We start from the raw sequence: 18,957 nt of genomic DNA, 5'->3' as shown, positions 1-18,957 counted from the left end.
AAAGCTAGGGTTGCGGTGGGCAATATCCCACCGCAACCTTTTAGACTTATAGATTGAGTTTAACCAAGGCAGCGAGAATTGATGCTCAAAAGCGATCGCGTAGCGTATGTCCCACAAGCGCGGCTTCTCACACTTACACCTTAAACTTCTCAGTAATTCGCTTCATCGCCTCTTCGACATTTTCCCGACTATTAAATGCCGAAATGCGGAAGTAACCTTCACCCGCAGCACCGAAACCAGAACCAGGAGTACCGACAACATTGCAAGTTTGCAGCAACTTATCGAAGAAATCCCAACTCGATAAACCATTAGGCGTTTTCACCCAGACGTAAGGCGCATTCACGCCGCCATATACTGCTAATCCAGCCGCCGTCAGTTGTTCGCGGATAATTTTGGCATTTTCCATGTAGAAGTTGACTAGCGCCTTCGTTTGCGCCTGTCCTGACTCGGAATAAACTGCCTCAGCGCCGCGTTGCACGATGTAGGACACGCCATTAAATTTGGTGGACTGGCGGCGATTCCACAGCTTCCATACTTCCACATCGGAACCATCGGCGGCTTTTGCTTTAAGCGTTTTCGGCACTACTGTCAACGCACAGCGGGTTCCAGTAAATCCGGCATTCTTAGAAAACGAGCGAAACTCGATTGCACAATCTCTTGCACCTTCAATTTCGTAGATGGAATGGGGAAGCGCTGGATCGGTTATAAAAGCTTCGTAAGCCGCATCAAAGAAGATAATGGAACCATTAGCTTTGGCGTAGTCTACCCACGCCTTCAGGTGTTCCTTGGTGGCAGTTGCGCCTGTAGGATTATTGGGGAAGCAGAGATAAATTAAGTCAACTTTCTGCGAGGGAATCTCGGCGGTAAAGTTGTTCTCTGCGGTGATGGGTATATACACCAAACCGCCAAACTCGCCTTTATCGTTAGCAGCGCCTGTATGTCCCGCCATCACGTTGGTGTCTACATACACCGGATAAACCGGATCGGTGACAGCGATCGCGTTATCATCACCAAATATATCGAGAATGTTGCCCGTATCGCACTTAGAACCGTCGGAGATGAAGATTTCGGAAGCATCAACTTCGCATCCCCGCGCCTGGAAGTCATGTGAGGCAATTGTCTCCCGCAACCAAGCATAACCCTGTTCTGGGCCATAGCCTTTGAACGAAGCGCGATCGCCCATTTCCTCCACAGCTTTAATCATCGCCGTGCGACAGGCTTCCGGTAAAGGTTCCGTGACATCGCCAATCCCCAGCCTTATAATTTTTGCGTCAGCATTAGCCTCTGCGAAGGCATTCACCCTTCGCGCAATTTCGGGAAATAGATAGCCAGCTTTGAGTTTGAGGTAGTTATCGTTAATCGTTGCCATGTTGAATCGCCACGAACGCCGTAAAATAGCTTACTGCCAATCGTCGCGTTACGATTCCAAGGTTAATAGTGTTGACGTTACTCCCCAACTACAGACAGCCAGCTAGGATAAGCAAAAGAATCCTTACCTTGCAACTTTGAACCTTGGTAAGTTTGAAATACTTGGCTGGCTACCGTTTCAAGATTATCCATTAGCTTGTCATCTTCGCCCGTAGCTTCAAAAGCTAGACTCCACCAATCTTTACCCTTAATATCTAGTTGAGTGAGTTCAACGGTACAGTCTTGGTAAACACGCTGCGATCGCACCTTCTTCACACCCATCCACGACTCTTTTCCCGCCACCTCTGCGGGAATAAAGCATTTTGAAGTCGGATCTTCACACATCCACTTCGCCCATTTCTCTGCCTTACCCTCAACCAAATCTCCAAAACGCAGCACCTTTAATTCGGTTTGACGCCACTTGATTTCCAGCTTTCCTTGCCGCAGTTTGATACCCAGGTAATCACTATTAGGTAAGTATAAATACCAGTCTTCTCGGTCTTCTGGTGACTCCATCTGTCCACCGAGACTATCTTGATTGAACCAGCGTTCAATCTCTGTGGGGATTGTGCCGCGATAAAACCAGCGCAGCTCTATCGTTGTTAGCATTATGTCCTCTCTAGAATGTTTAGTTGCCGACTTGGGAATGTCTCAAAGACAAGAAATTTGTCCTTTATTTAGGTAGATAGGAGGCAGTTATTTTATAAACTTATTTAGTTGCATAAAACGTGTATAGCAATCCTAAATCATTTGTGAACTCTCTCTTTTGCCTCTCTTTTGCTCTTCCTTGGCGCTCTTGGCGTTCTTGGCGGTTCGTTAAAAATAATTTTTGTCACCAATCAAATAGGACTGCTATATTTATTTAAAGCTTTGGCTAATAACTATGTAGATGGAGCTAATTATTTGTAGGATGGGTAGAGTATAAGCGTTACCCATCAAACCCGTGTCATGCGTTGGGTTTCGTTCCTCAACCATTCTCTACATCAGATGCGCGAGTTGAATTATGTCTACCTAATTATATAATAGTTAACAATAAAATTTAATATATTAAAGCAATGCTTAATTCACATTTTTCGATGAGTTATGATTTGATTGAGAAAGGTTTCTATTAGTCAAAATAAAGCAAGCACAGCTTCTATACTGATTTATCGGCAAATCTAGTATCCCCACCTAGAGTTTAGGTAAACTGGCTTGTAAAGTGTAAAGGCATCCGGGTTCAGGAAACAAGGCTAGTTAGCTGAAAGACTATCCAAAACTCTTGAAACCCTTGAAAAATCGTAGGTTGGGTTGAGTTCACGAAACCCAACAAACTGCACCAGTGCTGGGTTTCGTGAACTCAAAGGGAGCCTACACATCCGAGATTTGGATAGTCTTTCAAGGCTAGTTAGTGTGGGTCAAGCGTGTCGGATAAAAATTGAGTAAAAGTGATTTAAATGATGTTATTAAGTATTTTAGAGCAGGCTACTGTTGCGGCACAGCAAAAAAACTGGTCATTGTTAAACCAATGCTTGCAGCAACTGCCACTTAAAAAAGAAGAGGTAAAGCAGGGGGAGTCGGCAAGAGGAGAGGATTCTAAGGTTTCGCCTTACTTAGAGGAATTACTGAACCTGGCTTTAGATGTACTTGACGCGGGGGATTTTCAGGAACGGTGGGAAGTGGCGAAGGTGTTACCCAAACTAGGGGAAGGCGCGATCGCACCTTTGATTTCCATCCTGAAAGACGAAGACGCCGACCTGGAGGAGCGCTGGTTTGCTGGTCGCATCTTGGGAGAATTTGACAATCCTGCTGTCGTCACCGCCTTGGTGGAGCTGCTGAAAACATCTGAGGATGAAGAACTCACAGTGTCAGCGGCGGCTGCTTTAGCGAATATCGGCTCTCCTGCTGTGGAAGCTTTGACCGAATTATTAGCAGAGTCAGAGACACGACTGTTAGCCGTGCGATCGCTTGCCCAAATCCGCCGTTCGGAGACCATTGCGCCTCTACTTAACGTGGTTCAAGATCCTCAATCTCCAATTCGAGCCGCTGCAATTGAAGCACTGGGTAGTTTTCACGACAGCCGGATTCCGCCAGTATTGATGGATGCCTTGAAAGATCCAGCCGCACAGGTGAGAAAAGAAGCGGTAATTGGCTTGGGGATGCGCTCCGATTTACTAGAAGAATTGGATCTGGTAAATCAGCTGCAACCCCTGCTATTTGACTTTAATTTGGAAGTTTGCCAGCAGAGTGCGATCGCGATTGGAAGACTGGGGACAGATGAAGCCGCCGCTGCCTTGTTTCAGGTACTCTCATCCCCGAATACGCCGCTTAGCTTGCAAGTAGACATCGTGCGATCGCTCCCCCAAACAGCAGCCGCCTTGGAGTATTTGCAACAAGCCCTTTCTGTTGAGTCTCCGGTGCTATGGCAGGAAATTGTCACCGTTTTAGGGCGAGTGGATTCTCCAAAATTAGTTCCAACAGCCGCTAAAATTCTGGTGACGGCACTCGAATCAGAAAGCCCAACTGCTCAAAATCCCAAGGTTAAACAAGCGGTGGCAATGGCATGGGGACAGCTAGGAGATGCCATTGCGATCAGCCAGCTAATTGAGCTGTTGGCAGATCCCGATGCGGGGGTAAAACTGCACGCGATCGCTGCCCTGAAAAAATTTTCCGTCGCTTACCAGCAATTAAAGCAACTCGCTAACAACGAAAATCTGACCCCAGAATTAAAACAAGGGGTAGCGATCGCTTTAAAAGAATGGACAGTTAATAGTTATTAGTTAATAGTCATTAGTCACTAGCTAGTGACTAGTAACTATTAACTAATAACACGGAAGTGTCACGGTAAAAGTCGTTCCTACCCCAACTTGACTATCCACCGCTATCTTGCCTCCGTGTATTTCTACGCACCTTTTGACAATCGCCAGTCCTAAGCCAGTTCCGGGAATTTTGCCAACATTTTTTGCGCGATGAAATGTTTCAAAGAGTCGTGCTAAATCTGCTGGAGGAATGCCAATTCCTTCATCTCGAATTTGAAAAATAGCCTCTTTATTCTGACAAATCAAGCCAAAATGAATGATGCCGCCTTGAGGAGAATATTTAATTGCATTTGATAACAAATTATTAAGAATTTGTCGCAGCAGTTTTTCATCCATAAAAACGATAGTCTCGGATTCATTTTCAGGGATGGTTAAAAATTCTAGATTAGAAGATTGAAGAGAGTAATCTTCAATATTTAACCTTTCCGGCTTGAATTGTGTTTGATTGCTGACAAAGTTGAGAGCGTGCTGATTGCTAGCACTCATTTGGATTTCTTCTACCAAATTGCGGCAGAATTCTGTTAGATCGAGGGAGACTGGGTTAAATTCTGCTTTCCCTGCATCTGTTCTGCCGATTAAAAGCACATCTTCTAACAGATCGGTCATATTTCTAACGATGTCTTTAATCCGCAGCAAATATTTGCTTTTTTTCTCCGGAGACCATTCATTAGAGCAATGTTCTAACATATGGGCAGAAAGAGAAATCGCTGTCAGCGGATTGCGGAATTCGTGGGAAACCATTGAGACAAAGCGAGATTTCAATTCACCCAATTGTCGCTCTTGTTCCAACGCCTTGTGAATTTCTTCTTCTGCTTGCTTGCGAACGGTGATGTTGCGGATAATGCTAGTGACGAGAAATCCTTGGGGGGTTTCAATGTGGCTGAGGCTGACATCTACGGGGAACTCACTGCCATCCTTGCATCGGGCAAACAGCTCAATACCCACTCCCATCGGTGGTACTTGAGGTTCACAAGAGTCGGTGCGTTCTTTATCGTGTACGCGACGGATGTAATCGGGTAGCAACATCTCCAGGGTATTCCCAAGCAATTCATCGCGCTCATAGCCAAACATTTTCTCAGTTTGAGTGTTAACGAGAACGATGCGATCGCCTTTGCCAACAATTGCGATCGCGTCTGGTGCTGCTTCTAGAAACTTCCGAAATTTTTCTTCGCTTTGCCGGAGTTGGGCTTCTGCTTGTTGATGCTTAACAATTTCCTGTTGCGATCGCTCGTTTGTCTCCTTTAACTCAGCATTGCGCTGTTTGAGATCCAACGAGAGTTGTCGCGTCCGCAACAAAATCACCACTCGCGTCTGCAATTCTATCTTCTCGATGGGGATTGTGACTAACTCATCAACACTCTTCCACAGGTGTCGAGTCATCAACCCCACATCCTGACGAGGAACGATTAACAGAAACGGTAGAAAAACTGGTAATTCAGCCGCTTTTCTAGCTTGCACCTGTTCCCAAAACTGCTTTAGAGCCAAACCATCTAAGATGCACAGGTCAAAAGGAGTGTTGAGGATTAAGGACTGAGGACTGAGCGGTAGGGGCAGAACAGTACCATGCCCGTGCTGAGCGCTGAGCGCAGTCAGGGCGGGGAGATCCCGTTCCTGCTGAGGACTGAAGAGACGCTGATTTATCGCGTCTCTACAAGACTGAGGACTGAGTAAGATTTCTCTCCTGCTCCCTCTCCCTCTCTTCTCTCCGTCGGGTAGCAATATCTCGTGATGCCCAGCAAGCCACTCTGAGAGCAGGCGGCGGTTTTCTTTTTGCTCTACAAGCAACAAAATCCGGCTCATACTTAATCTCTTTGTAGACTGCGAACGATCCCCAGAAACTTTTTGACAACTAGCGGTTTAACTAATGTACTCTGCGTTCCGCGAGCTAGGCTAGGCTGCTCAATAGCGGCGCTTTGCTTAGGCAAGAGTAGTAGAAAGGGTATTTGCCGATCCCGAATTCGTTTGCAGCGTTCCCAAACACGCCGGTAAAAACCGTCCCTGTCCATCAGCGCCAAACCGATTGCTTTTGGCTCGGTCAGGGCTAAATCGAGCGCTTCTAAACAGTTAGCACTTTCGACAGAATTTCCTTCTTTGCCGAGGAATTGAGCCACAAGTTCCAGGTGGCGCTGGTTTCGAGCTGCCGCCAAAATCAACGGTTGCTCCTTCAAATTTCCCCTTTTTTTTTGGCTTCTCTTTAGTGGTACCGTAATTTAGTCAAAGGTGCCGTGATATGGCTCACAATGATTAAATATTCAGTTATTTATATCCTGCGGTTCGCCTGAAATTGGATGGATTTTAAAGCGATCGCGTCCTTCCTCTTTTGCTACAGATAGCGCCCTTTGCGCCTCAGCAATCAAGACTTGGGGGGTGGAATTTCTCTCAGGAATCAACGTGGCAACTCCTAAACTGATAGTCACGCGATCGCTAATCGGGGAATTAGCGTAGGAAATGTTTAAAGCTGCCACATTTAAACGCATCGCTTCTGCCACGACAATCGCCCCAGAGCGATTTGTATCGGGGAGAAGTGTCACAAATTCTTCACCACCATATCGGGCGACAACGTCTCCACATCTTTTCACAGCAGCACTTAGAGCTTTTGCGACTTCTCGCAGACAATAATCGCCTCGCTGAAGTCCGTAGGTATGGTTAAAAGCTTTGAAAAAATCGAGATCGATCGTAATCAACGACAGAAACCTTGCCTCTCTGGCAGCACGTCTCCATTCCCGTTCCAAAATTTCCTCAAAATGATGGCGGTTGGCAATTCCTGTTAGGGCGTCTCTAAAAACCAAATCATCTAACACTTGGGGAAACTTCTGTAGATGTGGTGTCACTTTTAATAGCCCCTTGTCGCGGGCTTTCCCAAGCTCAAACTTGGATTTGTGTTTCAAAATCGAACTGATTCGTGTCAGCAGTTCTCCCTTACTGACGGGTTTGATCTGATAGTCCCCAGCGCCAGCGATCAACGTAAATTGCCAGTCTGCTGAGTCAGCCTGATTAGAAAGCATCAGAATTGGGATTGCCTCTTGTCGCAGCCATTCCCAAATCCGACTGTCGAGACTAGAGATATCTACTAAGGCAAGACTGATTTGTGTCGGTTGCCTCAAAGCTTGCTCGAACTCCTCTAAACTGTTAGCTGTGAGGAGCGGGTATCCTTCCTGGGTTAAGAATTGTGCTAAAAGTTGCAAGTTGTAGTGGTTTCGGCTGGCTACTAGGAGCGACGGTTGTTTCTTCATGCTGATTCATCAGAGACTGGTAAGGGATATCTTTTTGATCGCTTATTTTGATGCGATCGCCGTAGGCATCGCATCAAAAATGAGTGTACGGTTGCAGACATGGTATTTATAGCGTTTCAAGAGTTGGGTGGAATATATGGCAGTTCTAACGTTCAGTAGGGGCTTTTTGATTGCCATGCCCCTACAGATGTAAGATGTATTGCACCCAATCGATAATTGCTATATTTCCAACGGTTTATCCCGTTGATGCTGTTGGTAAAACCCATCTGTGCCACCCTGAGCGAGCTGCTGTATCAAGCCCTACCAAAACAGTTAAGCAAATCCGCTAAATTCATTTCATCGGCTTTAAATGTAATTTAGGCTACATATCATGCGACTAGAGCAGTTGCAAGCCTTTCTAGCAGTTGCTGAAACCGGCAGCTTTCAGCAAGCGGCGCGAAAGTGCGGGTTCACTCAGTCCACTATTAGCAGGCAAATCCAGTCTCTGGAAACGGATCTAGGTATTTCCCTGTTTCATCGCACGGCTCAGGCAAAGCTAACAGTTGGGGGCGATCGCTTTTTGCCCCGCGCCCGCAAAATTTGTCAGGAGTGGCAACAAGCCACGCAAGAATTAGCAGACTTGTTGGCAGGGAAGCAACCAGAACTGTGTGTGGCAGCGATTCATTCGGTTTGCGCCCAATACTTGCCGCCGGTGTTACAGCAGTTTTGCCGAGATTACCCGGCGGTGCAGCTGCGGGTGACATCGTTGGGAAGCGATCGCGCCCTCAAAGTTCTGCGAGACGGAATGGTTGATGTCGCGATCGTGATGAATAACCGCTTTTTAACGGCTAGCCCGGATATGGTGGTCGATGTCTTATACAATGAACCCATCGAAATCTTGATGGCGGCAAATCATCCGCTGACCAAGTTCAAACAGGTGCCCTGGTCAGAACTCGTTCACTATCCGCAAGTGGTGTTTAAGGATGGGTACGGGATGCAACGCCTGGTACAAGAGCGATTTTTGCGGCAAGGTGCTAATCTCCAAGCGGTGATGGAGTTAAATACGCTTGATGCCTTTCGCGGTGTCGTGCGGCAGGGAGAATTGATTGCTCTTTTGCCCCAGTCAGCTTTGGTAGATGCTCGCCAGGATGCAACGCTGGCGATTCGAGTCATTGATTCCACACCAGCGCCGGGGACGGCAAACTTAGCCGACTCGCTGGCAGATCCCAGCTTGTCTCGTCAGGTGGTGATGGTGACAACGCGCGATCGCTTGCTCATTCCCCCCATTCAGCACTTTTGCCAGATGGTACGCGACTTAGTACCGATGCAATTAGAAGCAGCGATTGACAACACTGTAATCTGCTCGGATGCCTCTGTACCTCTTAACTAATGGCTAATTGCAAAAAAAGTCTTTTGATAATTAGCCATTAGCAAAAAACTGACGACTACTGACTACTACAAAATACTATGAGTAATGAGTTCAGGGAAATTCTGCGAAAAGTGGGTAGTGGCGTCCACACGGGCGAAAATATAAGTCGCTCCGAAGCCGAGGAGGCGACGCGGATGATGCTACTACAGGAAGCAACACCAGCGCAGATTGGGGCATTTATGATCGCCCATCGGATTAAGCGTCCCACAGGCGAAGAATTGGCAGGGATGTTAGACGCCTACGACGGACTAGGGCAAAAACTGCAACCCATCGACTCAGAACGCCCGGTAATCGTTCTGGGGACGCCCTACGATGGGCGATCGCGCACGGCACCCATATCGCCATTGACCGCTTTAATCCTGGCAACGGCCCGACAGGCGGTGGTGATGCACGGAGGCGACCGGATGCCTACCAAGGAAGGCTTGCCACTGATTGAGATTTGGCAGGGATTGGGCGTCAATTGGGCTGAGTTATCCTTACCTCTCGTCCAGCAGGTCTTTGAGGCGACCCAACTAGGGTTTGTTTATTTGCCCAAGCATTTCCCCCAGGCGGCGGGACTGGTTCCCTACCGCGACCAAATTGGCAAACGTCCCCCCTTTGCGACGATGGAGTTAATGTGGTGTCCCTACGCGGGGAAAGCTCACATTGTAGCGGGGTTTGTCCATCCTCCCACCGAAGGGATGTTTCAAGACGCTTCGGCATTGCGAGGCAATCCCCAGTATTTCACAGCAGTGAAGGGATTAGAAGGTAGCTGCGATTTACCGCGCGATCGCACTGCGATTATTGGAACTTGGCAACCCGGTTGCCCTCCGCAACGCCTCCTGCTTCATCCCCGTGACTACGGCTTTGAGGGCAAGGAAGTCTCTTTAAACTCCACAGATGAGCTGGTACAAGAAATGCAAGCAGTGCTGCAAGGTAACAAGAGCGAACTTATGCAAGCAGCCATCTGGAACGGTGGTTTTTACCTGTGGCATTGCGGTCTCGCCCCAGATTTATCATCCGGTTTGACTCAGGCAGAAACCTTATTGTGCAGCGGTCAAGTTGCTCAGAAACTACAGGAAATTAGTCAAGTGATTTCTTCTTTAAGTTCTTCGGTCTTCAGTAGTCGGTAAGCAATTAAAAATGCTTGCATTAAAAATGATCAAATCCAGTCTAAAGCAAGCACTTTGATTTTTTTCTAGTATGCCAATTAAATGTGGAACAGCTTAGTCGAAAGAATTAGTAAAATATTTTGAGTTTTGAATTCAAGAACTCTTTTCTCACTCAAAACTCAAAACTCTCATTCCCGATTACCCAACGGTTAAAATCATTCCTTCACGGGCGAGTAATCCATTCGGAAACACCAACTGGATTTGCCCTTCCACTTGGTCGAGAAAATCATCGTCGTATTCTGGTTCGTAGCTAAACATCACCAATTTTTTGACGTTAGCCGCATCAGCCGCCTTGATGCAGGTTTGCCAGAAGGGATTTTCGCAGGGTTCAACAGCAAAGTCACCCGCGTGAGAAGACTTGCCTTTTAGCCCCGAACCTTTGTCTAGTTCAGGGGAAGTCGCATTGCAAATGAGTAAATCGGCTCCACGGGCTAAGTGCAGCAGCTTTTCATCTAGGACGTCCGGATCGTTGTCTGCACCCGTAGCGTAAACAGCCGTGTGTCCCTGCCAGGTGACTCGGTAGCCTACTGTCCCCAGGGAATTGTTGGTTGAGCAGGTTTCAATCGCGATATCGTCTACCGCGACCGTCTCGCCGGGAGTCAGGTCATAGAACTGTAGTTCTGATTGCATCACCTGTATGGGGACTGGAAAATTCGGAGGCGTCATCTGGTCGCTGAGACTTTGTTTAATCGATGCTCCATTAGACCCGGCTGCCCCATAAATATGAAAACAATTGCCCTTAATAAAGGCAGGAACGAAAAAAGGAACGCCTTGAATGCGATCGCTTTGGGAGTCGGTAAAGAATATGTAAGCTTCCACCGGCATTTGGCGGAGTAATTGATTACCCAGTAACCGCAAGCCGGTACCGCCATCAAAAATTAATCGTTTGCAGCCTATCCGCATTTCCACACAGGGGGTATTGCCGCCGTAGCGAAGCGTCTCCTTCCCAGCGGCAGGAATTTTGCCCCGCACACCCCAAAACTGCACCACAAACTCGGCGTCAGCGTGGGTTGACTGACTCGCTGTGGGATTGGAGATTTGAGGATTTGGTGCCGCTGGTTCTTTTGAAGACATATATTCGCTCAAGAAGTTAGCTGCACGCTTAGCAGTTCGTCGTAGCGGCGGACTTCTATTAACCGATTTTGCGCGTCTACGAGAACAACTTTAGGATGATAAGTTTTTAGTTCTTCTGGGCTAAATTGTCCGTAGGTCATGATGATTAAGCGATCGCCCTTCATTCCCAAACGAGCCGCTGCACCATTGAGTTCGACTGCCCCTGAATTTGCCGGTGCGGCGATCGCATAGGTAATCAAGCGCTCTCCATTCGAGACATTAACAACTTGTACCTGTTCATAAGGTAGTATACCGGCGGCATCCAATAGGGTTCTATCAATACTGATACTCCCTACATAGTCGAGATTTGCCCTAGTAAGCGTGCAACTATGAATTTTCGAGAGAAGAAGCGATCGCTGCATACAAGAAAGGTTATTAACACCGTTGAGAAAGTGCAAGGCGCTGATTGCTTCTCCTGCGATGCCTGCACTTTCCTCATGTTGTATCTATCAGCACTAGGGTTTGGCGCATGAAAAGTTTTCTCAGCTAAAGCTGATTCTAACGTTCTCAAACCACTTCATCCCTCAATTTTTCCCTCGTTCGCTCACGTAGCGCTGCTATCTCTACTCTTTTTGCTACCAGCTTTAATGCATTGTTCCACCAATGGCATCACTTGATCGACATCTTGCCAACCGAGAATTTCCGTGACCTTCTTCTCTAAATTTTTGTAGGTTTTGAAAAATTCCGCGATTTCGTCCAGTCGGTGTGGTGCCAGGTCTTTGAGAGATTTGACTTGGGCGTAGCGCGGATCTTTGTCGGGAACGCACAGAATTTTTTCGTCCCGATCTCCCCCGTCAATCATCTCTAACATTCCGATAGGTCGCGCTTGAATGACACATCCCGGAAATGTTGGCTCATCGATCAACACCATGCCATCCAGGGGATCGCCATCATCTGCTAGGGTGTTGGGTACAAAGCCGTAGTCATAGGGGTACTGCACCGAAGAATAAAGCACCCGATCTAGGGCAAAAGCTTGTAAATCCTTATCGTACTCGTACTTATTTTTGCTACCAGCAGGTATTTCAATCAGGACGTTAATTAGACCTGGTTTGGGTTGAGCAGGAATGCGTGTTAAATCCAAGACGTTTCTCCAAGCAACACAAAGTATTGGGGGTGTCCTGATGTCAGGCTGAAGGCTCTTGAGCCTTAACGTAGTTACTTTACAGCCGCTACGAATCGCACCCGTTGTTGAAGGAGGAATTAAGATATTCCTCCTTCTTCCTTCATCCTTTCAGATAGCCCTTGTGAGCATTCTACGGGAAGAAGGTCAACACAGAATCTCTGGCAGCCCAGATTCAAGGATTACGCTACATCCATTTGTTGTATCCTGAAGGTCAATCTTCGGGTAACGGGATTGAATAGCTGGTTTGCTGCTGCAAGCCTTCAGCGCGGCTTGGAGAGTAGTGAGCGATCGCAAACACAGGTAAAGTCAAAGTCAACAAAGCAATTGCAGTTCCCAGAAACTCTGCCCACCTATGCGGAGGAGGTTGGTCAGAAGAGTTGGAGGACTGGCTACTTAATTCCATAAAAAGATAATTGCAAACTCAACACGATCAAATGAAACAGTGAAAAGAGGGTAAATTTTGAAATCCTCTATTCTTAATTCTAGCGAGTTCTTCTAGGCTGTCTGTCGTCTAGTAAACAATCTCAATCTACTGATACCAGCTACCAAATGCCTTGATGAATGTCAACTGTCTTTGGGGATATAAAATTGCAGGTTGAAGGTGGAAAGATTTAAGGTTAGTTTAAATATTTAACTGGCAACTTGTTAACTGGCAACGATCGAGACTTAACTCTAGCGCCCGACGAAGCTATGATGCATAAGAGAAGCTCACACCGGAAGACGGAGTGGTAGCCATGTACATTCCCACCGCCCTTGCCGACGAACTCAAGCTCTACCTCAATTATCTGGCTGACAAGGGAGATACACAAGCGCAAACCCTGTTGACTCAAATCGAACAGATTGCGACTCCTATCTCAACGCTGACAACGCTAACGGCTGTGGAACAAGAAATGTCTTCCGCACCCCCGGAAGGGATGGGTTTGAGGTGTTGAACACTGATTCCAACAGCAAGAAGAAGCTTTGTTCCTTGTCCGTCAGTAGTCGGTGGTAACGATTTTTTTCACTACCTGCTACCCAATACCCCATCATCGATTCTGATGTCTCAGCCTCCTCCCAAGCCTCCGATAAGATCGGCAGACGCCAAGTCAGCTAGAATTAAGCGCCTGCGATCGCTTAGTTATCTTCTGGATAATGCGATCGCAATTCCGGGAACCTCCTACCGCGTTGGCATCGATCCCCTACTTGGACTTCTCCCTGGTGGCGGAGATATACTAGGAAGTGCCTTTTCAGCCTATATCGTGCTGGAAGCAGCGCTGCTGGGACTACCGCGAGAAGCTTTGGTGCGAATGGTGCTAAATATTCTTTTTGAGACTTTAGTTGGTACTGTGCCGCTGTTAGGGGATTTCTTTGACGCTACCTGGAAAGCAAATGCCAAAAACATGGTGCTGCTAGAAGCTCATCTAGCTTCTCCTCGGCAGAGTCAAAGGGCAGACTGGTGGTTTATCATTCTGCTGTTGGGTGGGTTGATGCTCTTTGTGATTGGCATCGCTGCTTTAAGTATTTTTATCCTGAATCTGCTGTGGCAAGCTATAAACAATTAAAAATTAAAAATTAAAAACTTTAATCCAGTTCTCCTTTCCAATCAGGTATTTTTAATTGCTTGCAAGCAAAGTTTCTTGGCTAACCCTGGAATTCGATTCTCAAGGGCATTGTACAACAGATGAGTAAGAAAGACTGGTGGGAAGCCACATTTCCAAACGGGCGTCAAACTATAACAATTTCTGATGCTAACGGGAATCCGGTAAAAATTGCTTATGGCGAAAAAGGTACGGGTAAACCGCTATTTTTAGTGCATGGAGTGGCGAGTTGGAGCTACAATTGGCGTAACGCGATCGAGCCGCTGTCGCAACATTTTCGCGTCATCTGTTTCGATGCGAAAGGACACGGTTTTTCCGAGATGCCACTACACCCGGAAATACTCGGTCATCAAGCACTTGAACTAGAGCAGATCGTGCGAACATTATGCGATGAACCGGCTGTTGTCGTAGCCCAATCTTTGGGGGCGTTAGTGACACTTGCCACTGCCCAAGCGCATCCAGATTTGTTCGCCCGATTAGTTGTAATCAATGTACCGATTTTCCTCAAACGATTGCCATTTTGGGGGATGCAATTATTAGCAGATTTGCCGTTAGATTTAGTTAAGATAGCGGATAAGTTGCGCGTGACCCAACTGTTTGCACCGCTACTGTGGCAAATTGTAGCCTTCGGGCGTCGGGAAGTTGTCGTTGATTGGACACAGATCACACCCGAAGAAGTTTACTGGATTACTTATCCGTATGTTGAATTTCCCAATGCTTTGACGAAAACTGCCGAGGATTTACAACACGCGGCGCAAGAAATTCAGCGCTTGGTAAAGAATGAACCGAATTTAATTCGTAACGTACAAGATAACCTGAATGCGATCGCGTGTCCGACTCTGATTCTCTGGGGCGCACAAGATCAATGGTTTCCCGTTACCGATGGCGAAAAATTACACGCCTGTATGCCTGATTCTAAGTTTAAGATTATCCCCGACTGCGGTCATGATGCGGCGGGAAGTCATGCAGATGCGATCGCATCAGAGATTCTTGAGTTTATGCGCGATACGGACTTTCTAAAATCAGAATCTTTGTATCGTTTTTAGCAGTAAAATTCCCCTAAGTATTGTCCATTTGATGCCAAATTCCAGTAGGGGCGGAAAGATACCGCCTCTACTAGCGATATAAACAAAGTCCGCGCCGCCACCAAAGGCAAGCGATGAGAGAGATGTGTCGCTGCATTGTTAGGTTGCGATCGCATTCCCGTCAGTTATGATAGTTTCTTCTCTGGCTTGGAACATCAGCCAGTTCTTGAATACGACCTATTTAGGATTAAACTCTTCAACCAAAAGGATGAGGCGTATTAATCCGCGAGTAGTACGCTAATTGGCACCAGCTATCCTATATTTTTAAATACACTTCCCAATTTAGTTTCAGAGGCGATTTCAGGGATGATAAATATGCCTTTATTTTTCCTCATGCCACTGGCAATGGTCTTGGTAGCTGTCTATATACTTCAAAATTCTGCTGACGAAATTTCCTATCTCGCCGCCGCAATTTCTATTGTTGGCTTATTTGTAAGTTTGGTTGTAGCGCCTTGGCAAATTCAGCTATTGCTGCTATTTCTTGGACTGCTAAGCGCGAGACGACTCTTGCAGCAATGTCAGCCTGTAGTTGAACCTGAAGCTCAACCTCAAGTTGAGTTTCAGGAAGACAACAAGACTCAACTCAGCTATCGCGGGGTTAACTACGACTCCACCCCTCCAACAGTTGAAGTAGCAGAAGTTGAAGTTACAGGAAAATACCGGGGTCAGGTTTGTAAACTCCGTAAATCAGAAAACATTCCTTTGCCTCAACCAACATCGGGATTAAAATATCGAGGTGCTACCGTGATTTCTCAAGGTTCCCCCACACCTCCGGTTGAAGAATCAAAACAGACGCCAGAATCTTAGCTATAGATACAACACCAGCAATTGAGCGAATTTTGCTGTAAGCGATCGCTCTGGTTGAATTATGCTAAAGCTAATAAGATAGCGATCGCTATCACCAGAGTCGAGTTCAAGCTGCTATTCAGCTCTAATGTAAGCGCCCAGGAACACCAGTTGGTTTCTCATTTCCTCGGCTGACTTAATAGCCATTAACTTCACGATTCCCCGTAACTGTTCGCCTACAGAGTAACTCTGACGTTCCGCAACAATAATTCCTGAATGCTCAATACCTTGTTCCATGTAAGTTTGATGTAACCGGCAGAAATCTCTCATATTAAAGCTGTAAATAACGCGGTTTTGCGCTGTTGCCCAGATTAGCTGTTGCTCATCTGTACAACTAAGATTATTAACTTCTGAAGTTGTCACTACGTCTATATCAGCATTTCGCAGAGCCTGTATCAAAGCTCGCCTAATCATATCTTCATCCAGATATAAACGAATCTGACTCACTTCAGCTTACCTGCGATATATTCTGCTTCTAAACGTTCATACTCGGCTTTTTCCTCTGCTAGATATGCCTCTATTTCATCTTTGTTGGCGTGATAATATGCCAAAGCTGCATATATCTGTGCTAGGGTCACAAACTCAAACTCCTCGGCAATCTCCTCTGGACTCATACCCTGTTTGTACAAAACGGCAATTGCTTGAACAGAAACTCTCCTTCCGGCAATTCGCGGACGACCTCCACAGGTTTCTGGAGTACGCACAATTAATGTCCCGATGTCGGTGATAGTTGACATATTTACCTCTGTAAGCTTTGGCTTATATTTTAACGTTGCAGCGATAGCGAAGCGCAGAAAGAGTCAGTTCGCGCTTTTGTGTTAAGGAGTCTTCGGCTACGGGTTGTGCCATAATAAGGCGATCGCCCCCCTTTGAGCGCTACTAATGGTGCAATCACCCGAATCTCCCAGCGAACTTGCTGCTGCCCTTCAGAACCCAGTCGATCTAAATTTCGATCTGCCCGATCCAGAGGATGAGCAGATTCCAGAGTTTGAGTTTCAGCAGCTGGTAGATAATGCTTGGCTGGTGTGCGATCGCTTCGACTTGCAGACGGAAATCTGGCGGGGGCGGATTTTGCGGGTGGTGCGAGATCGAGAAAAACAAGGCGGTGACGGACGCGGTACGGGATTTCTCAATTGGCTCAAAGAACGGGAAATTAGCAAAAGTCAGGCGTATTCCTTAATTCAACTGGCAAATAGTGCTGATACCCTCTTAGAGCAGGGACATCTTGACCCGGATGCGATTCGTAGCTTCAGCAAACGCGCCTTCATCGAAACCTCTAAGGCTTCCCCAGAAATCCAACAACTGGTGACAGATGCGGCAAATAAAGGCGATCGCATTACCAGGCGCGAAGTGCGGCAACTCTCCGACGAGTGGACAGCAATGAATTCAGAGTTGCTGCCAAATGAAGTCAAGGAAAAGGCAGCTGCGGGTTCTCTTCCCCCTCGATATCTGTCTCCTCTGGTGCGGGAAATGGAGAAATTACCAGAATCTCACATCAGCGCCCTGCAAGAAGAAGTCGCCGAGAACCCCGATGTCGATACGGTTAAACAAGTAACATCAGATGCCCGGAATTTATCTAAGTACCTAGACGCTGCCGCCCAAGTCCAGGCAATTGAGCGCACCTCGATTGACGTGGAAATGGCGCTAGAGGAAGCTTTGCGTCTGGGTTGTTTGAATACCGCCGCCGATATGGTGAAGCAGGCGGCGCAGCTGGAACAGACGATTGCTAAATTTTACATGACCTGGAAGCGGCTGGGCAGCCTGACGGATAGGCTGTATGTGGACACTGGCGCAAGTAGTCCTCATTTGCGATCGCTCCTTTCTTGTCTGGAACGCCTTGCTGGTGAAGTTGTGGAGGTGAGTCTGGATGATGAAGGCGATCGCACCATTCGCCTCAAAGTTCTTACGGATAACGCCTAAAACGCTTTCTCCAGATGCGATTAATTGCGTCTCTACACAGATACCGCAAAAAAGGTCAATTTGATCTCTTCTTTGGGCGGATCAATTTTTTAAACTTCTTCCAAATCGCGCCCGGATTCAAGTAACGCCGATATTTGGTTGCGGCTTCTTTTCCCACTAGCACCAAACCTACCCCAAAGACAATTTCTGCCACAACCGCAAGAATGGGAACTAATAAGGCTTTTTGGGCGATCGCTAACGGTAGCAAGGGCACTACTAAGAGGATTGCCACCCAAGGCAGGAAAGAGAAAACAATTAAAAATAAACCGAGTTTCTGCATATTCCTGATTGTGACAAATTGTAATAATATTGACAGGATGTATGCAGAATATCTTGTAAGGGCATATAAAACATCCCCTACAATCGTCAAACTAATTCTTAATCCCCGTCGCCGCAATTCCCCGAATGAACTGACGCTGTCCAACGAGAAAGAGTAACACTACAGGCACGGTAGCAATAACGACAGCCGCCATCAGCAAAGGCCAATTATTCGTAAATTGCTCCTGAAACTCTGCCAAAGCTAGCTGCACCGTCCTCAACTCTGGTCGCGTCGTAAAGATCAACGGCTTAAACAAATCGTTCCATTCCCCAATAAATGTGAATAGAAACAGCGTCACCAACGCCGGACGAGACAACGGTAGCATCACCCGCCACAGAATTTGCAGGCGGTTCGCCCCATCCAGCGCCGCCGCTTCCTCCAACTCCACTGGAATGGTTTGAAAATACTGCCGCAACAGAAAAATCCCAAATCCATTCGCCGCCGTGGGCAAAATCAGCGCCCAGTAAGTGTTGATCAAGTGTCCCCACTTTAAAACCAAAAAAATCGGAATCACCAACAGCTGAAAGGGAATCACCAGCGTAGCCAAGACAATCAACAGAATTGCCTGACGCCCCTGAAATTTCAGCCGCGCCAATGCATAACCGGCTAGTGCAGAGGTTATCGTCCCAAACCCAGTCACTGCTAGCGCTACTAGGGTTGAATTGGCAAACGCTAACAGAAAGTTGCCGCGCCTCCAAGCTTCGCGATAGTTGGCGAAGCTGAGATTGGATGGTAAAAAGCTCCCTTCAGGCGTCGCACCCACTTTGTCAAAAGAGGTAAGGAAGACGATGCCAAGCGGTAGTAGCACTACACAAGCGCCCAGCAACAGCAACAGCGGGTTCGCAAGCTGGGAAGGCTGAGTGACTGGCAATCGACCCTCTGGATTTTTGTTAGGCATGAATACTTACTTAAATTGGCTGATCCCGTTTGGCTCCAGGATA

At 47.1% G+C, this 18,957-nt stretch carries 22 protein-coding genes; 8 read left to right on the top strand and 14 right to left on the bottom strand.

The window, feature by feature from the left end; genetic code table 11:
- Nucleotides 1–133: 133 nt before the first annotated feature.
- Nucleotides 134–1,369, bottom strand: a complete 1,236-nt coding sequence (locus tag AC2VDX_RS20465) for an LL-diaminopimelate aminotransferase (protein ID WP_378184443.1) — start codon at nucleotides 1,367–1,369, stop codon at nucleotides 134–136.
- A 77-nt stretch (nucleotides 1,370–1,446) separates the two neighbouring features.
- On the bottom strand, nucleotides 1,447–2,016 hold the full coding sequence (locus AC2VDX_RS20460) for a hypothetical protein (protein WP_378184442.1): 570 nt from the start codon (nucleotides 2,014–2,016) through the stop codon (nucleotides 1,447–1,449).
- A gap of 824 nt (nucleotides 2,017–2,840) precedes the next feature.
- On the opposite strand from AC2VDX_RS20460, the gene AC2VDX_RS20455 reads away from it, so the two are divergent.
- Nucleotides 2,841–4,163 carry a HEAT repeat domain-containing protein gene (locus tag AC2VDX_RS20455; protein WP_378184441.1) on the top strand — a complete coding sequence of 441 codons (1,323 nt, stop codon included), beginning with the start codon at nucleotides 2,841–2,843 and terminating at the stop codon, nucleotides 4,161–4,163.
- A 42-nt stretch (nucleotides 4,164–4,205) separates the two neighbouring features.
- Here the strand turns inward: AC2VDX_RS20455 and AC2VDX_RS20450 are convergent, their stop codons facing one another.
- From AC2VDX_RS20450 to AC2VDX_RS20440, 3 genes are all read right to left on the bottom strand, one after another.
- Nucleotides 4,206–6,002 (bottom strand): PAS domain-containing sensor histidine kinase, encoded by a 1,797-nt coding sequence (locus AC2VDX_RS20450; protein ID WP_378184440.1) that lies wholly within the window; start codon nucleotides 6,000–6,002, stop codon nucleotides 4,206–4,208.
- A gap of 2 nt (nucleotides 6,003–6,004) precedes the next feature.
- On the bottom strand, nucleotides 6,005–6,370 hold the full coding sequence (locus tag AC2VDX_RS20445) for a response regulator (protein ID WP_378184439.1): 366 nt from the start codon (nucleotides 6,368–6,370) through the stop codon (nucleotides 6,005–6,007).
- 84 nt (nucleotides 6,371–6,454) lie between these two features.
- On the bottom strand, nucleotides 6,455–7,435 hold the full coding sequence (locus tag AC2VDX_RS20440; protein WP_378184438.1) for a diguanylate cyclase domain-containing protein: 981 nt from the start codon (nucleotides 7,433–7,435) through the stop codon (nucleotides 6,455–6,457).
- 370 nt (nucleotides 7,436–7,805) lie between these two features.
- On the opposite strand from AC2VDX_RS20440, the gene AC2VDX_RS20435 reads away from it, so the two are divergent.
- Both AC2VDX_RS20435 and AC2VDX_RS20430 read left to right on the top strand, forming a co-directional pair.
- Nucleotides 7,806–8,804 (top strand): LysR family transcriptional regulator, encoded by a 999-nt coding sequence (locus tag AC2VDX_RS20435; protein WP_378184437.1) that lies wholly within the window; start codon nucleotides 7,806–7,808, stop codon nucleotides 8,802–8,804.
- Between the two features lie 77 nt (nucleotides 8,805–8,881).
- Entirely contained in the window at nucleotides 8,882–9,955 is a 1,074-nt protein-coding gene (locus AC2VDX_RS20430) for an anthranilate phosphoribosyltransferase family protein (protein ID WP_378184436.1), read from the top strand.
- Nucleotides 9,956–10,132: 177 nt separating this feature from the next.
- On the opposite strand, the gene AC2VDX_RS20425 is transcribed toward AC2VDX_RS20430, so the two are convergent.
- The 4 genes from AC2VDX_RS20425 to AC2VDX_RS20410 all read right to left on the bottom strand — a co-directional run bounded on the left by AC2VDX_RS20425 (nucleotide 10,133) and on the right by AC2VDX_RS20410 (nucleotide 12,633).
- Nucleotides 10,133–11,068 carry an MBL fold metallo-hydrolase gene (locus AC2VDX_RS20425; RefSeq protein ID WP_378184435.1) on the bottom strand — a complete coding sequence of 312 codons (936 nt, stop codon included), beginning with the start codon at nucleotides 11,066–11,068 and terminating at the stop codon, nucleotides 10,133–10,135.
- 8 nt (nucleotides 11,069–11,076) lie between these two features.
- Nucleotides 11,077–11,469: an aspartate 1-decarboxylase gene (gene panD / locus AC2VDX_RS20420; RefSeq protein ID WP_378184659.1), complete on the bottom strand. Its 393-nt coding sequence runs from the start codon at nucleotides 11,467–11,469 to the stop codon at nucleotides 11,077–11,079.
- 182 nt (nucleotides 11,470–11,651) lie between these two features.
- Nucleotides 11,652–12,188 (bottom strand): inorganic diphosphatase, encoded by a 537-nt coding sequence (locus AC2VDX_RS20415; RefSeq protein ID WP_378184434.1) that lies wholly within the window; start codon nucleotides 12,186–12,188, stop codon nucleotides 11,652–11,654.
- Nucleotides 12,189–12,441: 253 nt separating this feature from the next.
- A complete protein-coding gene (locus AC2VDX_RS20410) occupies nucleotides 12,442–12,633 on the bottom strand; it encodes a TLTLP motif-containing protein (protein ID WP_378184433.1) in 192 nt (63 codons plus the stop codon).
- A gap of 331 nt (nucleotides 12,634–12,964) precedes the next feature.
- Between AC2VDX_RS20410 and AC2VDX_RS20405 the strand changes: the two genes are divergently transcribed.
- The 3 genes from AC2VDX_RS20405 (at nucleotide 12,965) to AC2VDX_RS20395 (ending at nucleotide 14,853) form a co-directional block, all read left to right on the top strand.
- Nucleotides 12,965–13,162, top strand: coding sequence for a hypothetical protein (locus tag AC2VDX_RS20405; RefSeq protein ID WP_378184432.1), 198 nt, complete (start codon nucleotides 12,965–12,967; stop codon nucleotides 13,160–13,162).
- 105 nt (nucleotides 13,163–13,267) lie between these two features.
- Complete coding sequence (locus AC2VDX_RS20400) at nucleotides 13,268–13,771, top strand: DUF4112 domain-containing protein (protein ID WP_378184431.1); 504 nt, start codon at nucleotides 13,268–13,270, stop codon at nucleotides 13,769–13,771.
- A gap of 119 nt (nucleotides 13,772–13,890) precedes the next feature.
- Nucleotides 13,891–14,853 carry an alpha/beta fold hydrolase gene (locus AC2VDX_RS20395; RefSeq protein ID WP_378184430.1) on the top strand — a complete coding sequence of 321 codons (963 nt, stop codon included), beginning with the start codon at nucleotides 13,891–13,893 and terminating at the stop codon, nucleotides 14,851–14,853.
- On the opposite strand, the gene AC2VDX_RS20390 is transcribed toward AC2VDX_RS20395, so the two are convergent.
- Nucleotides 14,850–15,008, bottom strand: a complete 159-nt coding sequence (locus AC2VDX_RS20390) for a hypothetical protein (RefSeq protein WP_378184429.1) — start codon at nucleotides 15,006–15,008, stop codon at nucleotides 14,850–14,852. The two genes, AC2VDX_RS20395 and AC2VDX_RS20390, sit on opposite strands and share 4 nt — an antisense overlap.
- Nucleotides 15,009–15,207: 199 nt before the next feature.
- Between AC2VDX_RS20390 and AC2VDX_RS20385 the strand changes: the two genes are divergently transcribed.
- Nucleotides 15,208–15,699, top strand: coding sequence for a DUF4278 domain-containing protein (locus tag AC2VDX_RS20385; RefSeq protein WP_378184428.1), 492 nt, complete (start codon nucleotides 15,208–15,210; stop codon nucleotides 15,697–15,699).
- 114 nt (nucleotides 15,700–15,813) lie between these two features.
- Here the strand turns inward: AC2VDX_RS20385 and AC2VDX_RS20380 are convergent, their stop codons facing one another.
- Complete coding sequence (locus AC2VDX_RS20380; protein ID WP_378184427.1) at nucleotides 15,814–16,185, bottom strand: DUF5615 family PIN-like protein; 372 nt, start codon at nucleotides 16,183–16,185, stop codon at nucleotides 15,814–15,816.
- Nucleotides 16,182–16,475 (bottom strand): DUF433 domain-containing protein, encoded by a 294-nt coding sequence (locus tag AC2VDX_RS20375; protein WP_378184426.1) that lies wholly within the window; start codon nucleotides 16,473–16,475, stop codon nucleotides 16,182–16,184. The genes AC2VDX_RS20380 and AC2VDX_RS20375 overlap by 4 nt, the downstream gene beginning before the upstream one ends.
- 145 nt (nucleotides 16,476–16,620) lie before the next feature.
- Between AC2VDX_RS20375 and AC2VDX_RS20370 the strand changes: the two genes are divergently transcribed.
- On the top strand, nucleotides 16,621–17,658 hold the full coding sequence (locus AC2VDX_RS20370; RefSeq protein ID WP_378184425.1) for a hypothetical protein: 1,038 nt from the start codon (nucleotides 16,621–16,623) through the stop codon (nucleotides 17,656–17,658).
- A gap of 55 nt (nucleotides 17,659–17,713) precedes the next feature.
- On the opposite strand, the gene AC2VDX_RS20365 is transcribed toward AC2VDX_RS20370, so the two are convergent.
- Nucleotides 17,714–17,977: a transporter suffix domain-containing protein gene (locus tag AC2VDX_RS20365; protein ID WP_378184424.1), complete on the bottom strand. Its 264-nt coding sequence runs from the start codon at nucleotides 17,975–17,977 to the stop codon at nucleotides 17,714–17,716.
- Nucleotides 17,978–18,068: 91 nt separating this feature from the next.
- Complete coding sequence (locus AC2VDX_RS20360) at nucleotides 18,069–18,914, bottom strand: carbohydrate ABC transporter permease (RefSeq protein ID WP_378184423.1); 846 nt, start codon at nucleotides 18,912–18,914, stop codon at nucleotides 18,069–18,071.
- Between the last annotated feature and the right edge of the window lie 43 nt (nucleotides 18,915–18,957).

The sequence above is a fragment of the Coleofasciculus sp. H7-1 genome, from assembly GCF_057473865.1.
This window is presented reverse-complemented; position numbering and strand designations above follow the sequence as displayed.